A 15291-nucleotide genomic window follows, 5' to 3' on the forward strand; every position below is an offset into this window, starting at 1 on the left:
GGGAGCGGCCTTGCGTCGCGATTGGGGCGCAGAGCGCCCCCCTGGGCCATCAGATCCTGAAGCTGCCTACCAGCTGCTTCAGGCGCCCGGCCTGCTGGGCCAGTTGGTCGCAATGGCGCAGGGTCTCGTTGAGGTTCTCCACCCCTTGCTGGTTCAGGGCGTTGATCTGGGTGATGTCCAGGTTGAGGCTCTCGACCACGGCGGTCTGCTCTTCGGTAGCAGTAGCCACCGATTGGTTCATGCCATCGATCTCGCCAATGCGCTGGGTCACGCTGGCCAGGCGCTCGCCGGCCTGGTTGGCCACCTGCACGGTCTGCTCGCTGGAAACCTGGCTGGTGTTCATGGTGTGCACCGCTTCGCGCGAGCCTACCTGCAGGCTGGTGATCATGCGGTGGATTTCTTCCGCCGATTCCTGGGTGCGGTGCGCCAGGTTGCGTACCTCGTCGGCCACCACGGCAAAGCCACGGCCGGCCTCACCGGCACGGGCCGCTTCGATGGCGGCGTTCAGCGCCAGCAGGTTGGTCTGCTGCGAGATGCCCTTGATCACGTCGAGGATCTTGCCGATTTCGTCAGTGCTGGCGTTGAGCGTTTCGATTTGCGCGCAGGACTCGCTGATGCGCTGCGACAGGGCGGTCATGGCGCTGATCGCTTCTTCGACCACTTCACGGCCACCGTGGGCCTGTTCGCTGGCACCGCTGGCATGCTGCGAGGCATCGGCGGCGTTGCGGGCGATTTCCTGGGTGGCGGCACCCAGTTCGTTGATCGCTGCGGCCACGCTGTTGGTGCGCATGCTTTGCTCTTCGGAACCGGTGATCGACGCATTGGAGGCATTGACCACCTTTTCCGACAGGTCGTGCACCAGGCGGGTTGCCGAGGACACTTCGCTGATCGAGGCATGGATGCGCTCGACGAAGCGGTTGAACGAAGTGGCCAGTTCGCCGAACTCGTCCTTGTTCTGCACGGTCAGGCGGCGGGTAAGGTCACCTTCGCCCTCGGCGATGTCGCGCATGGCGCGGCCCATGGTGGTCAGCGGGCTCATCAGCACCGGGATCAGCAGGCCGAGCAGGCCGGCGATGGCCGCCACGGCGATCAGCATGGCGATGATCGCCGAGGTGCGGAACTGACTGAGCGCGGCGTAGGCCTTGTCCTTGTCGATCGACAGGCCGATGTACCACTGTGCCGACGGCAGGCCGGCCACCGGGGCGAAGGAGATGATGCGGTCCTGGCCATTGAGGGTGACATCCTGCATGCCGGCGGCGACCTGCAGGTTGCTGCCGGGGTAGATGTCCTTGAGGTTCTTCATCACCTGGTCTTTGTCGGGGCTGACGATCACCTGGCCATTGCTGTCGGCCAGGAAGGCGTGGCCGATGCCGCCGAAATCGACCGAGTTGATGATCTCGACCAGGGTGTCGAGGGTGACGTCACCGCCGACCACACCGATCAGCTCGCCATTGCCCTTGCTTTTCACCGGCGTGGCGATGGTGACCATCAGGCCGCCGACAGCACCCTGGTACGGAGCAGTCAGCACGGTCTGCCCGGCGCTGGCCGCGGCGCCGTACCAAGGGCGCTGACGTGGGTCGTAACCGGCCGGCATCTGTGTATCGGGGCGCTGGGTGAACACACCGTTGGCCTGGCCCAGGTAGGTGAACAGGAAATTGCGCGTGTAGGACGGCTGCTCGATCAGCCCGGCCAGGGTGTCGCCGGCACCTTGCTGGGCGATGTCCTGGGCCAGGTTTTCCAGGACCAGGATGCGCCCGCTCATCCAGTTCTGCACGCTGCTGGCGGTCAGTGCGCCGGACTGCTGCACCGAAGCTTCGATGTTCTGGCGAATGGTGTTGCGTTGCAGGTAGTCGTTGTAGAGCGTGAACAGGGCAAATGCCAGGACCACGACGCCGCAGGCGCTGAGCAGGATCTTGTGGCGAAATTTCAGGTTCATGTTTCGAGACCTTGGGCCAATGAGGGGAGGGCGCATCGCGCTCATGACGCATTGCGCAACCTATCGTTCGGGATATCGGCTCAAGGGGTAAAAGATTGAAGTGCTTACAGAAATTTCTTACGGTCATTTCGACGGACGGCATTCACTGGCTACACAACTGCTCGATCAACAGGCGTGCAGCCTGCTGCAACGGTTGTTGCTTGCGCCAGAAGATGTGTACCGGCAACTGCAGCTCGTTGCGGGTGTTGCGAAAATCCAGGCGCACCAGTCGCCCGCTGGCCAGCAGTGGCGCGACCCGCGACAGCGGCAGGTCGCCCCAGCCCAGGCCGGCCTCCACCATCTGCAGGGCGAGGTCGAAGCTGTCGGTTGACCAGTGCGTGGCGCCTATCAACGGGCGTGGGTCGGCCAGCGGCAGGTCACGGCTGCGCACCAGGATCTGGCGCACCCGGGTCAGGTCTTCGAGGTAGTGGATACGCCCCTCGCGCAGGGCCGGATGGGCGGGCGACAGGATGGCCACCAGCGACTCCATGCCGATGTGCTGGAAGCCGCGCCGGGCATCGACCTGCAGCCCGGCAAAGGCCACGCAGAGGTCGGCGCGGCCGCTGTCCAGCAGGTGCACGGCCTCTTCCTGCGGGGCGCTGAGCAAGGCGATGTCCAGCAGCGGGTGCCGCTCACCCAGGCGAGCGATGGCCGCCAGCAGCGGGCGGTGGTCGATGTCCGGCACCACCGCCAGGGTCAGGCTGCTCTCCAGCCCCTGGGACAGCTCCAGGGCATGCACCTGCAGCAGCCCCAACTGCTCGGCGATCAGCCGGGCATGGGGTTCCAGCGCCATGGCCTGTGCGGTCGGGCGGACTTCCCGCGGGCCGCGCTCGAACAGGGTGTAGCCCAGTTCGGCCTCGAGGTTGCCGATAGCCATGCTGACGGCCGAGGGCACCCGCTGCAGGGCGCGCGCGGCGGCGGAAAACGAACCGCGGTCGAGCACGGCGAGAAACAGCTGGATATTGTCGCTGGAAAAGTTCATGGCAGCCTCCTGTCAGTAGATCTGACAGCTGCTGACTTTTGCTGTCAAGCATGATGAAGCATGATCGCGCCCCATCGCTTTTGTCATTGGAGGTAACCCCGGGTGCAGGGACTCAAACGCAAACTGGTCTACGTGACTTTCTATGAACTGATCGGGCTGTGCATGTCGACCCTCGGGCTGGCCTACCTGTCGGACACCCAGGCATCGCATACCGGGCCTCTGGCGGTGATGATCACCACCATCGCCATGCTCTGGAACCTGATCTACAACACCCTGTTCGAGTGGTGGGAGAGTCGCCAGGCCACGCGCGGGCGCAGTGTGGCACGGCGGGTGGCGCATGCCATCGGCTTCCAGCTGACCCTGGTGGTGTACCTGATCCCGCTGATTGCCTGGTGGCTGGACATGACATTGCTGGAGGCGTTGCTGGTGGATATGGCGTTCATCGTGCTGGTGCCGTGCTACACCTTTGCCTACAACTGGGCGTTCGACCGGATCTTTGGCTTGCCCAGTTCTGCGTTGGTTACGGCCTGACACGTTACCTGTGGCGGCCTCTTCGCGGGTAAACCCGCTCCCACAGGGATATCACAGGCCTTGAAGGCAGTGGGCGACCCTGTGGGAGCGGGTTTACCCGCGAAGAGGCCGGAACAGTCAACCACTAAGGCGGCAGGCGTATGATCAAAGGCTCCTGTTGCTGCTTCACCTGCTGCTCGACCGGTTGTTCCGCCGGCCGCGGCGCACTGGCCAGCAAGCTGTCCTCGACCTGCCCCGACAGGTAGTACACCCCCGACATGGCCCCGCTCTGGCGGTTCTCCATCAGCTCCTGCCATTCCTGGTTCAGCGCCACGTTGAGGATCACCCGCAACTGCTCGACCATCTGCGGGTGTTCGCGGTCATGGGTCATCATCCCGTAACCGGCCGCCGCAATCGAAATCATCGCCCCCGCCACCTTGCCCACCGCCGACGCCACGGCACTGGCGATGCCGCGCGGGGCCAGGGTGGCGCCGAGCTTTTCGCTGGCCTGGTTGGCCACCGAGTTCAGCCCGACATCGGTCTTCCCGGGGCCTTTGCTGGCCTGCTGGTGCAGGTACTGGCGCATGGCTTGCCAGGCCGGTTGCTGGGCCAGCGACTTGGCCCGTAGCAGTTGGTACAGGCTGGCATTGCGCGCATCCGGCGGCCCCAGGGCGATGGCAGGAATGCGGTTGAGGCGCTGGCTGAACTGTTCGGGGGGCGCGTTGTAGCGGCTGATGATGGCCGGCAGCTGCTGGCCGAGCAGTTGCAGGTACAGCTCGCTGGCACGGTCGCGGATGCCTTCGGGGTTGATCTGCTCGGCCACCGGTTCGATCACCCGCTTGTGGTACTGCTCCTGCAGGTACAGCGCCAGGCGCTTTTCCGCCGGCTCCCGGCCTTCACCGCTGTCGATCTTGTACCAGGCCACCTTGAGGGTCAGCCACTGCTGGGTCCAGTAGCCGGTGAACCAGGGGATGAAGTCGCTTTCGGTGCGCTGCTGCACCTGTTCCTTCCACACTCGCATGGAGCGCCGGGCATAGTCGTTGGCCGAGCTGGCGGCGCCGACCGAGGCTTCGATCAGTTCCTGGTCGATGCGTTGCCAGGCGGCGGGGGTGAGCACCACCGGTGGTGGCGGGACAGGTGGGGGCTTGCCTGCGCAGCCGGCCAGGGCCAGCAGCAGGCACAGCAGCAGGAGGACTCGAGTGCTCACGCAACCGCCTCCCTGATAGAGGCTGGGGTGGTTCTCGGAGTATAGGGTGGGGAGTGAAGGGCTGCCGTGCAGCCCATCGGCCATCGCCCGGCCAACGCGATCCATGTAGGAGCGGCCTTGTGTCGCGAAAGGGCCGCAAAGCGGCCCCGGCAATTTCTGCAGCACAAATCCTGGGGCCGCTTCGCGCCCCATCGCGACACAAGGCCGCTCCTACAAGGGGGGCGTCAGCTTGAATCGGTCATTCCAGGTCGAGCTTTTCTTCCAGGCGGTCGAGATGCTTGTGCATCAGCCCCAGCGCCGCCTCGGCATCGCCGTGCTCCACGGCATCGATGATCGCCGCATGTTCCTGCCACGCGCAGTGGTCGCAGCATGGCGACTCGTAGCGGGCGATGATCAGCGAGGTCATCGGCACCAGGCCGTTGAGGAACCGTGCCAGTGGCGCATTGGCGGCCACCTGCGCCAGTTTCAGGTGAAACTCGCCGCCCAGGCGGATCGCCGCACAACGCTCGCCGTTCTCATGGTGCTGGCGCTCGCGCTCCACCAGTTGTCGTAACTGGCGAATCTGTACCGGCCGGGCGCGTTGCGCGGCCAGGGTGATCAGCGTGGTTTCGGCCAGGCGCCGGGCGCTGAGCACCTGGCGTGCCTGCTCCGGGTCGGGCGCGGCCAGATGCGCAGTGTGGCTGGGGCGCTGCACCACCACCTGCTGGTCGGACAGGCGCCCGAGCACGCGGCGGATCACTGTACGGCTGACGCCAAAGGCATGGCCCAGCGCCTGTTCGGGCAACAGGCTGCCAGGTGGCAGGCGCTGTTCGAGAATGGCATCGAACAGCCGCGGGTAGATCTGCTCGGCCGACAGGCGGGTTTCGCCGGCCGCGAGCAGGGCCGGCAAGTGAGGGGCGGCGTTCATGGTCGCTCTCCTGGGGTCATGGATGCGGGTGTTCGTCCGGGATGTTCAACGGGATGCCCATGCGCAACCCTTCGGCCAGGATGTGCTGGCGCATCTGGGCACTGGCCTGGGCGCTGCTGCGCTCACGTATGGCGCGCACCACCGCTTCGTTTTCCTTCAGCCGCGCGGCCAGGTGCTCTGGCGAATTGCGCAGCATGTCGGCGCTCTGCTTTAGGGCATTGCCGGTCTGTTGCACCACGCTCTGGAAGATCGGGTTGGTGGTCAGGGCGAACAGCGCTTCATGGAAGGCGATGTAGGCCCTGACGCCGGCTTCGCTGTCATCGGCCTCCAGCGCTTCACGCATGTCCATCAGGGTCAGGCGCAGCTGGCCGATGTCCTGGCTGTTGGCCGACTGCGCCACCAGGCCGACGATGAAGGGCTCGAGGGTGTAGCGCAGCTCCAGCACGTCGGCCAGGCTGGCTGCGGCGCTGGTGTCCACGCCCGGTTCCTGGGCGGCGGCATCGGCATCCAGCACCAGCACGCCCTTGCCCGGCAGCGAACGCACCAGGCCCAGGGTTTCCAGCACGGTTACCGCTTCGCGCAGGCTGGGGCGGCTGATACCCAGTTGTTCGGCCAGCTCGCGCTGGCCTGGCAGCATGTCGCCTGTACGCCATTGGCCTCGGGCGAGGGCCTGGCGCAGTTTTTCCACCACTGAGTTGACGACGGTAGATGAGCTGATCACGGTTCGCTCCTGGAAGGGCCGGCATCAGTGCCGGCCACGTTCGCTCAGAATTCCTGTTGATGGGGGTTGGGCTGCTTGCGTGGCGTGGGGGCGAAGCCGGGTTTGCCGTCGAGCACGTTGTGCGCGCGTTCCAGGTCGATGTCCTTCTCCCAGCGGGCGATGGCCACGGTGGCCACGCAGTTGCCGATCAGGTTGGTCAGCGCCCGGCCGATGCCCATGAACCAGTCCACCGCCAGTACCAGTACCAGGCCGACCACCGGGATCGCCGGCACGGCGGTCAGGGTAGCGGCAAGGATCACCAGCGCCGAGCCTGGGATGCCGTGAGCGCCCTTGGAAGTCACCAGCGATACCAGCAGGATGGTCAGCAGGTCGGTCATTGCCAGTGGCGTGCCGGTGGCGTTGGCAATGAACACGATGGCCAGGGTCAGGTAGATGGAGAAACCATCGAGGTTGAACGAATAGCCGGTGGGGATCACCAGGCCGACGGTGGAGCTGCCGATGCCCAGGTGCTCAAGCTTGCGCATGATCTGTGGCAGTACGGCATCGGACGAGGCGGTGCCCAGCACGATGGTCAGCTCTTCACGCAGGTACTTGATCAGTGGCAGCAGCTTCAGGCCCGACAGGCGCATGACCGTGCCCAGCACGATCAGTACGAAGCCGGCACAGGTCAGGTAGAACAGCGCCACCAGCCCGCCCAGGTGTTGCAGCGATTCCAGGCCGTACTTGCTGGTGGTGAAGGCGATGGCACCGAACACGCCGATCGGTGCCAGGCGCACGATCATGCCCATGATGCGGAAGATCACGTGGCTCAGTTCGTTGATCAGCCGCGAGATGCCGGCTGCCGAGTCACCTACCAGGTTCAGCGCGCTACCGAACAGTACCGAGAACAGCAGCACCTGGAGGATGTTGTTGTCGGCGAAGGCGCCGATCACCGAGGTGGGGATCAGGTCCATGAAGAACGCCGTGGCACCGTGGATGTGCTGGCCGCGCTCGGCCAGGCTGCTGGCGTCGGCGCTGGACAGTTGGTCCAGGTGGATGTTGGCGCCGCTGCCGATGCCGCTGGTGAAGGCGAACACCAGGCCGATCACCAGCGCCAGGGTGGTCAGCACTTCGAAGTAGATCACCGACTTCAGGCCGATGCGCCCGACCTTTTTCAGGTCGCCGGCGCCCGAGATACCGCTGACCACCACGCAGAACACGATCAGGCCGATGAGCATCTTGATCAGCTTGATGAAGCCGTCGCCAAGGGGTTTGAGTTGCAGGGAAAGGTCGGGGAAGCTGAGACCGCAGGCGATGCCGAGGGCAAGGCCGAGCACGACTTGAAGGAAGATCGAACGCGAGCACCATTTGAGCATGGGAGGGATCTCTGATCGGTGTCCTTGCTTCGGTAGCCGCACGGGGCGAAAGAGCGCAGGACTTAATTATTGTGGTCTTACCGGTTTGTTCAGCGCGAAGCCATGAAAGCGCGAAAAATCCGACTTTGCAAGGTTTTTTGGCCTTACCGGTCTGACCAGTTGTGGGGCAATCCAGCCTGCCTCGCTCTAATTCGGTGCGTCTGGTTGATCGGGCCGCAGTGCGGCCGTTCGCAGGTGAATCGCAGCGGCGAACCGCGTGCGCACATGAATCAGATCAGGCTTTGGCCAGTGCCTCGGGCACCGTAGCAATCAGCTTGCCAAGCGCCATGCCGACTTCAATATTTTCGATAACACCATGATTCATAAGGGTTAGCATTATGCGGATGACCTCGTAGAATCCGCGCCCGGCGTAATGGCGCGACTCTTGATAGCGCGTCAGCGAGCCATTGGCTTGACCTCGGCCAGTACCGGGTGCGCGACCAGCTTGTCGATGTGCAGGGTGTCGTCGTTCATCCAGCTTTCGCTGAGCAGCCGGTAGTGTTCCATGTCGCGGCAGCGCAGGCGCAGGCTGTAGTCGAAGTGGCCGCTGATCAGTTGGCACTCGTGCACTTCCGGGCAGTTGCGCAGGGTGGCTTCGAAGGCCTTCTGCGCGGCCCGCCCGCTTTGGTTGGACAGGGCGACCAGCACCAGCAGCGACACCCCGGGCGCCACCTTCTGCAGGTCGATGATCGCCCCGTAGCCGCGGATCACGCCACGGCGCTCCAGCTTGCGTACACGCTCCAGGCAGGGGCGCGGGGTGAGGTGGACGAGGCTGGAGAGCTTCTCGAAGGTGATGCGGCCGTCATGGCGCAGGATGTCGATGATCGCTTCGTCGATGCGGTCGAGGGGGTGGGCGTTGGCGTCCTTGGTGTCCATGCGCTTGGGCTTCGTTCGGAAGAGGGCATGGGACAGGTTAGGCGGTAAAGGGGGCCGCTGCGCGGCCCATCGCGACACAAGGCCGCTCCTACAAGGGATACGCGGTCCTTGTGTAGGAGCGGCCTTGTGTCGCGATGGGCTGCGCAGCAGCCCCAGGATCCATCAGGCGCAGACAGAACCAGCCTTGGCCACCGCCCGCAACTCCACCACCCGCGGCTGCAACAACCCATACAAATCCTTCGGATCTTCCAGCACCGGCACCAGCCCGATATCCGTGCCGATACCCAGCGCCTGCGCCGTATCCAGCACATAGCGCAAGGCCGAATAATCCTCCAAGGCAAACCCCACCGAGTCGAACAGCGTCACCTGTTCGGCGCGCTCACGCCCCTTGGCTTCCCCGGCAACCACGCGCCAGAATTCGGTCACTGGCGAGCCCGCCGGCATCTGCTGGATCTCGCCTTCCACCCGGCTCTGCGGCTCGTACTCGACGATCACCCGGGCCCGCTCGACAATCGCCCGGTGCAGCTCGGTCTTGCCTGGGCAGTCACCGCCCACGGCGTTCAGGTGCATGCCCGGCTCGATCATCTCCGGGGTGAGAATGGTGGCGCAGGCCTTGTCGGCGGTCACCGTGGTGACGATATCGGCCCCGCGTACCGCTTCGGCCACGGAGCTGGCGATGCTCAGCTTGAGGCCGGGTCGGTTGGCCAGGTTGGCGACCAATTTGGCCGAGGCGGCCGGGTCGATGTCGTACAGGCGGATTTCATCGATGCCCAGCAGGGCATTGAAGGCGATGGCCTGGAACTCGCTTTGCGAGCCATTGCCGATCAACGCCATGCTGCGGCTGTCTTCGCGCGCCAGGTAGCGGGCGGCCAGGGCCGAGGTGGCCGCAGTGCGGATGGCGGTGGTCAGGGTCATTTCGCTAAGCAGCAACGGTGCACCGGTATCGACGCTCGCCAGGGCGCCGAAGGCCATCACTGTGGGCAGGCCATGGCGAGTGTTCTTCGGATGGCCGTTGACGTACTTGAAGGCGTAGCGGCTGGCGTCCGAGATTGGCATCAGCTCGATCACGCCGTCCGCTGAATGGTTGGCCACCCGGGCGCATTTTTCGAAGGCGGGCCAGCGCAGGTAGTCCTGACGGATGTACTCGGCCATTTCCAGCAGGCACGTGGGCAGGCCTTTGCGGTTGACCAGGCGGGCCAAGTCTTGCACATCGATATAGCGGGTCATGAGGGGTCTCCCTGCGGTCGACGCTTCCAGAGTGGGCTCTGGTTTCATTGTGCGGCGGGTGGGGAGGTAAAGCTGGCTGTAATGGGCTGTGGCGGCAGCGGCTTTGGCTGATTTCGCTGCGCTGGCAGCCGAATCGGCTGTGGCTGCCTGGCCCGGCCCTATCGCCGGCAAGCCGGCTCCCACAGGGATATCACAGGCCTTGAGAGCGGCGCTGTAGGAGATAGCCCAGCCCTTTGGGCCGTGCTGTCGCACAGATAACTGAATTCGCGAGCGATCCTCGTACCCTGTGGGAGCGGCTTTAGCCGCGAAGAATCCAACGCGGTGCATGGCACCGGCTGCGCCGGTGTTCGCGGCTAAAGCCGCTCCCACAGGGTCCCTGCTAACTCAATGACTTATGTGCAGTTCTATGAGAGCTGGCTTGCCGGCGATGAGGCCCGCACAGGCAAAGGCAATCATCGCTCACGCAGCCGCTTGTACAGCGTGGTGCGGCTGATCCCAAGCCCGCGCGCCACCGCCGACAGGTTGCCGTTGGCTTGCTCCACCAGCGCGTGCAGGTCCGCTTCCTCAGTGGCAAGCAGCACGGGGGCCTGCAACTCGGCCAGAAATCCTGCAGGCAGGTGCTCGACGCCAACCGGCCCATTACCCGCCAAGGCCAGCGCCACCTGCAGCACACTCACCAGTTCACGCATATTCCCCGGCCAGGGGTGCTGATCGAGCAGTTCGATAATGGCCGCAGGCAGCCGCGCAGGCTGCCCGGGGTCGCGGTAGCGCGCATGCACCTGCTCGATCAGCTGCCGGCGATCACTGCGCTCGCGCAGCGGCGGCAACACCACCGCCAGCCCGGCGATGCGGTAATACAGGTCCTGGCGAAAGCGCCCGGCGCGCACTTCTTCGGCCAGGTCGCGGTTGCTCGCCGACACCACGCGGATATCCACCGCCACCGGTTCGCCGCTGCCCAATGGCTGGATGCTGCGCGTCTGCAGCACGCGCAGCAGTCGGGCCTGGGTGGGCAGCGGCATGTCGCCGATTTCGTCGAGGAACAGGATGCCGTGGTGGGCCTTGCGGATCAGGCCCGGGTTGCCCTTCTGGTGGGCGCCGGTGAACGCGCCCTTGTCGTAGCCGAACAGTTCCGACTCCACCAGCTCTGCCGGGATCGCCGCACAGTTGACGGCAATCAGCGGCTGGCTGGCGCGGCTGCTGGCCCGGTGCAGGGTATCGACGAATACCTCCTTGCCTACGCCGGTTTCCCCCTGCACCAGCACCGGGATGTCCTTTTCCAGCAGCAGGCCGGCCTGCGCCAGGGCCTTCTCCAGGCGTGGTTCGGCGCTACTGGCGGCGGGGCGGCCGGGGGCCTCACGCGGTGGCTGCCACTGGCAATGAAAGCGGTTGCGCCCGGTGGCTTGCAGGGCGAAGGGCTGTTGCCGGGGATGGCTGAGCAGCTGTTGCAGGGGCAACTGGAACAGTTGCGCGATGTTCTGCTGCAGCGGGTTGCCCCCGAGCAGGGTGTTGGCCCGGTGATTGGCGGCCAGCACCTGCCCGTGCTCATCGAACACCAGCAGCCCGGCCCAGGGGCTGTCGAGGTTGTCGGAGGCGCTGTTGAAGATCAGTTGCGCGTGCTGGTCGGCGTGCTTGGCGAGGATCAGGCGGTTCTCCAGGCTCTGGCCCATCATGCGTACCAGGCCCAGGGTCTGGCTGGCGGGCAGGTAGCCGTCGCTGGCCACATCGAGCACCCCGACCAGCTGCCGCTCGGCGTCGAACAGCGGCGCGGCGGCGCTGGACATGTAGCGGTTCTGGCGCAGGAAGTGTTCGTCCTGGCCAACGTGAATCGCCTCGGCGCAGACCAGTGCGGTGCCCAGCGCATTGGTGCCGACACCGCGCTCGTGCCAGTGGGCACCGGCGCTGAAACCATGCTGCTGGCGCGGCTCGATGAACCGTCGCGAGCCCCAGCTGTCGAGCAGGCAGCCGCTGGCATCGGCCAGCATCACCAGGTAGCTGGCATTGCCCAGCAGGTGCGCATATTGCGGCAGCACCGCTTCGCGGGTCAGGTGCAGCAAGGCCTGGCGCTGCTCCAGCAGGGCGTTCAGCTCGGCGCGGGTCAGGCAGTCGAAGTCCGGGGCGTGCTGGGGTTGCAGGCCGTGGTCGCGGCAGCGGGCCCAGGAGGCCTGGATCAGTTGGGCATGGGTCGAAGCGGATGCGGCCATGGGCCTGTCCTGTGTGATTGTTGTCATGGGGCCGACCGCTGTTCAGTGTCGTGCACGGTTGTTCAATGTCAAACCGGCAAGTGTTCAGTTGTTCAGTGCTTGTGTTCACTTGTGAACCTGCGATTGGCCGGTGTTGCCAGCAAGGCCCCGGGCCAGACGGTCGCGGCGCAACTGGCACGAAACTGGCTGTGCCCGGCAGACAAAAACCACAAGAAGGCCACGCCATGTCCCTGGTGCTGGAACAGGTCAGCCGCAGCGTCGACAACCAGGCCTGGATCGTCGATGCCTCACTGCGTTTCGAACCCGGCTCGTTCAACGTGCTGCTGGGCCGCACCCTGGCCGGCAAGACCAGCCTGATGCGCCTGATGGCCGGGCTCGATCGCCCGGACCGGGGGCGGGTGCTGATGGATGGCCAGGACGTGACTGGCGTGCCGGTGCGCCAGCGCAATGTGTCGATGGTGTATCAGCAGTTCATCAATTACCCGACCCTCAGCGTGTACGAGAACATTGCGTCACCGCTGCGCCAGGCACGCATGGCCGAGCCCCAGATTCGCCGACGGGTGCAGGAAACCGCCGAGATGCTGCGCATCGAAGCCTACCTGCAGCGCCTGCCGCTGGAGCTGTCCGGTGGCCAGCAGCAACGCACGGCAATGGCCCGGGCGCTGGTCAAGGATGCCTCGCTGATCCTGTTCGACGAGCCTCTGGTCAACCTCGACTACAAACTGCGCGAGGGCCTGCGCCAGGAACTGCGCGAACTGTTCGCGGCACGCCACTGCATTGCCGTGTATGCCACCACCGAGCCCAACGAGGCGCTGGCTCTGGGCGGCACCACCACCCTGGTGCATGAGGGCCGTATCGTCCAGAGCGGGCCTACCGCCGAGGTCTACCAGCGCCCGGGCAGCGTGCTGGCTGCCGAACTGTTTTCCGAGCCGCCGATCAACCTGGTGCCTGGCCGTATCAGCGGCAACGACGTGAGCCTGGCCCAGGCCGTGCACTTTGCCCGCAATGCCGACTTGCAGCCGCTTGCCGAGGGTGACTACCGCTTTGGCGTGCGGCCCAGCCACATCAGCCTGGTGCCGGCCCACGACGACGACCTGGAACTGTCGGTGCTGGTGGAACTGGCCGAGATCAGTGGTTCAGAGACCTTCCTGCATGTGCGCAACGAACACTGGCGCATGATCCTGCACCTGCCAGGGGTGCACGAATACCAGGTGGACACGCCGATCCGCGTGTTCATCCCCACCCACAAGCTGTTCGTGTTCGACAGCGCCGGGGCGCTGGTGCAGGCCCCTGGGCTGCGCCAGGCAAGGAGAGGGTGATGGCCGAGATCCGCCTGCGCCAACTGGCGCACAGCTACAGCCGCCAGCCCGCCAGCGAGGCAGACTATGCCCTGCACGCGCTGGAGCATGTGTGGGAGCAGGGCGGCGCCTACGCCTTGCTCGGGCCGTCGGGCTGCGGCAAGTCGACCTTGCTCAACATCATTTCCGGGCTGCTGACACCGTCCCACGGCGAGGTGCTGTTCGACGGCAAGCCGGTCAACCAGCTGTCACCACAGGCGCGCAACATCGCCCAGGTGTTTCAGTTCCCGGTGGTGTACGACACCATGACGGTGTTCGACAACCTGGCGTTTCCCTTGCGCAACCAGGGGCTGGACGAAGCCCGGGTGCAGGCCCGGGTGGAGGAGATTGCCGAGGTACTCGACCTCTCGGCCGTGCTGCGCAAGAAGGCGCGCAACCTCAGTGCCGACGAAAAGCAGAAGGTCTCCATGGGCCGTGGCCTGGTGCGCGATGACGTGTCGGCGATCCTGTTCGACGAGCCGCTGACGGTGATCGACCCGCACCTGAAGTGGAAGCTGCGGCGCAAGCTCAAGCAGATCCACGAGCAGTTCAACATCACCATGATCTACGTCACCCACGACCAGTTGGAAGCCTCGACGTTCGCCGACAAGATCGCGGTGATGCACGGCGGGCGCATCGTTCAGTTCGGCACCCCGCGCGAACTGTTCGAGCGGCCGCGGCATACCTTCGTCGGTTACTTCATCGGCAGCCCGGGAATGAACCTGATCGAGGTACGCGCCGAAGCGGGCGGGGTGGCGTTCGGCGATATTCACCTGGTGCTGCCCGGGCAACTGCGGGAGCACCTGCGAGAGCGCCTGGCGGCCACAGGCGGTGGACGCCTGCAGGTAGGCATCCGCCCGGAATTCGTGCAGCTGTGGGACAGCCCGTTCGATGACGCCTACCCGGCACGGGTGCTGGACGTCGAGGACCTGGGCACCTACCGCATCGTCACCCTCGAACTGGGCGGTGTCGCGCTCAAGGCGCGCCTGGGCGAGGACCGCCCACTGCCGGTGGCCCAGGCCTGGGTCAGCCTGCCGGCGCAGTGGCTGATGCTGTACGTCGACGATGTGCTGCTGGAGGCCGGGCCATGAACAAGGTGCCGAACAACAAGGCCTGGTGGCTGGTGCTGCCGGTGTTCCTGCTGGTGGCATTCAGTGCGGTGGTGCCGATGATGACGGTGGTCAACTACTCGGTGCAGGACATCTTCGACCAGTCCAACCGCTACTTCGTCGGCGCCGACTGGTACCGCCAGGTGCTGCGCGACCCGGCGCTGCACGATGCGCTGCTGCGCCAGTTCATCTATTCCGCCTGCGTGCTGCTGATCGAGATCCCGCTGGGCATCGCCATTGCCCTGACCATGCCGACCAAGGGGCGCATGGCCTCGGTGTGCCTGATCGTCATGGCCATCCCGTTGCTGATCCCGTGGAACGTGGTCGGCACCATCTGGCAGATTTTCGGCCGGGCCGACATCGGCCTGCTCGGCGCCACACTGGCCAAGCTCGGGGTCAGCTACAACTACGCTGGCGACCCGTTCGACGCTTGGCTGACCGTGCTGGTGATGGACGTGTGGCACTGGACATCGCTGGTGGCGTTGCTCTGTTATTCGGGGCTGCGCGCCATCCCCGACGTGTACTACCAGGCTGCGCGCATCGACCGCGCCTCGGGCTGGGCGGTGTTCCGCCATATCCAGTTACCCAAGCTGAAGAACGTGCTGCTGATCGCGGTGATGCTGCGCTTCATGGACAGCTTCATGATCTATACCGAGCCCTTCGTGCTGACCGGTGGCGGGCCCGGCAACGCCACCACCTTCCTCAGCCAGACCCTCACGCGCATGGCCGTGGGGCAGTTCGACCTGGGCCCGGCGGCGGCATTCTCGCTGGTGTACTTCCTGATCATCCTGCTGGTTTCGTGGCTGTTCTACACAGCCATGACCCATGCCGACAAGGACTAGGCC

The 15291-nt window shown here is 65.2% G+C and carries 13 protein-coding genes and 1 pseudogene; 4 read left to right on the plus strand and 10 right to left on the minus strand.

What is annotated here, in order from left to right; translation table 11 throughout:
- Window positions 1–49 precede the first annotated feature (49 nt).
- From CAG00_RS29220 to CAG00_RS00075, 3 genes and pseudogenes are all read right to left on the minus strand, one after another.
- Window positions 50–790, minus strand: coding sequence for a methyl-accepting chemotaxis protein (locus CAG00_RS29220; protein WP_370290711.1), 741 nt, complete (start codon window positions 788–790; stop codon window positions 50–52).
- Between the two features lie 114 nt (window positions 791–904).
- A pseudogene (mcpA, locus tag CAG00_RS29225) lies at window positions 905–1981 on the minus strand (methyl-accepting chemotaxis protein McpA); the annotation flags it as partial.
- 97 nt (window positions 1982–2078) lie between these two features.
- A complete protein-coding gene (locus CAG00_RS00075) occupies window positions 2079–2957 on the minus strand; it encodes a LysR family transcriptional regulator (RefSeq protein ID WP_085663136.1) in 879 nt (292 codons plus the stop codon).
- A 102-nt stretch (window positions 2958–3059) separates the two neighbouring features.
- Here CAG00_RS00075 and CAG00_RS00080 point away from each other — a divergent pair, with 102 nt between their 5' ends.
- Window positions 3060–3488, plus strand: coding sequence for a PACE efflux transporter (locus CAG00_RS00080; protein WP_085663137.1), 429 nt, complete (start codon window positions 3060–3062; stop codon window positions 3486–3488).
- A 124-nt stretch (window positions 3489–3612) separates the two neighbouring features.
- Here the strand turns inward: CAG00_RS00080 and CAG00_RS00090 are convergent, their stop codons facing one another.
- The 7 genes from CAG00_RS00090 to CAG00_RS00120 form a co-directional block, all read right to left on the minus strand.
- Window positions 3613–4674 (minus strand): hypothetical protein, encoded by a 1062-nt coding sequence (locus CAG00_RS00090; RefSeq protein ID WP_085663139.1) that lies wholly within the window; start codon window positions 4672–4674, stop codon window positions 3613–3615.
- A 238-nt stretch (window positions 4675–4912) separates the two neighbouring features.
- A complete protein-coding gene (locus tag CAG00_RS00095) occupies window positions 4913–5581 on the minus strand; it encodes a GntR family transcriptional regulator (protein ID WP_025338407.1) in 669 nt (222 codons plus the stop codon).
- A gap of 16 nt (window positions 5582–5597) precedes the next feature.
- Window positions 5598–6302, minus strand: coding sequence for a FadR/GntR family transcriptional regulator (locus CAG00_RS00100; protein WP_025338408.1), 705 nt, complete (start codon window positions 6300–6302; stop codon window positions 5598–5600).
- Between the two features lie 44 nt (window positions 6303–6346).
- Window positions 6347–7657 (minus strand): C4-dicarboxylate transporter DctA, encoded by a 1311-nt coding sequence (locus tag CAG00_RS00105; protein WP_003260726.1) that lies wholly within the window; start codon window positions 7655–7657, stop codon window positions 6347–6349.
- Between the two features lie 435 nt (window positions 7658–8092).
- Window positions 8093–8572: an Lrp/AsnC family transcriptional regulator gene (locus tag CAG00_RS00110; RefSeq protein WP_025338409.1), complete on the minus strand. Its 480-nt coding sequence runs from the start codon at window positions 8570–8572 to the stop codon at window positions 8093–8095.
- 162 nt (window positions 8573–8734) lie between these two features.
- Window positions 8735–9799: an ornithine cyclodeaminase gene (locus CAG00_RS00115; RefSeq protein WP_085663140.1), complete on the minus strand. Its 1065-nt coding sequence runs from the start codon at window positions 9797–9799 to the stop codon at window positions 8735–8737.
- 452 nt (window positions 9800–10251) lie between these two features.
- Window positions 10252–12000, minus strand: a complete 1749-nt coding sequence (locus CAG00_RS00120; protein ID WP_085663141.1) for a sigma-54-dependent Fis family transcriptional regulator — start codon at window positions 11998–12000, stop codon at window positions 10252–10254.
- A gap of 224 nt (window positions 12001–12224) precedes the next feature.
- On the opposite strand from CAG00_RS00120, the gene CAG00_RS00125 reads away from it, so the two are divergent.
- Genes CAG00_RS00125 through CAG00_RS00135 form a run of 3 tightly spaced genes read left to right on the plus strand, consistent with a single transcriptional unit; the run spans window position 12225 to window position 15288 of the window.
- Entirely contained in the window at window positions 12225–13319 is a 1095-nt protein-coding gene (locus CAG00_RS00125; protein WP_075044530.1) for an ABC transporter ATP-binding protein, read from the plus strand.
- Window positions 13319–14428: an ABC transporter ATP-binding protein gene (locus CAG00_RS00130; RefSeq protein WP_085663142.1), complete on the plus strand. Its 1110-nt coding sequence runs from the start codon at window positions 13319–13321 to the stop codon at window positions 14426–14428. The genes CAG00_RS00125 and CAG00_RS00130 overlap by 1 nt, the downstream gene beginning before the upstream one ends.
- Window positions 14425–15288 carry a carbohydrate ABC transporter permease gene (locus tag CAG00_RS00135; RefSeq protein WP_013971875.1) on the plus strand — a complete coding sequence of 288 codons (864 nt, stop codon included), beginning with the start codon at window positions 14425–14427 and terminating at the stop codon, window positions 15286–15288. The genes CAG00_RS00130 and CAG00_RS00135 overlap by 4 nt, the downstream gene beginning before the upstream one ends.
- Window positions 15289–15291: the final 3 nt, after the last annotated feature.

It is taken from the genome of Pseudomonas sp. B5(2017) (genome assembly GCF_002112825.1).
Lineage (GTDB): Bacteria > Pseudomonadota > Gammaproteobacteria > Pseudomonadales > Pseudomonadaceae > Aquipseudomonas > Aquipseudomonas putida_Z.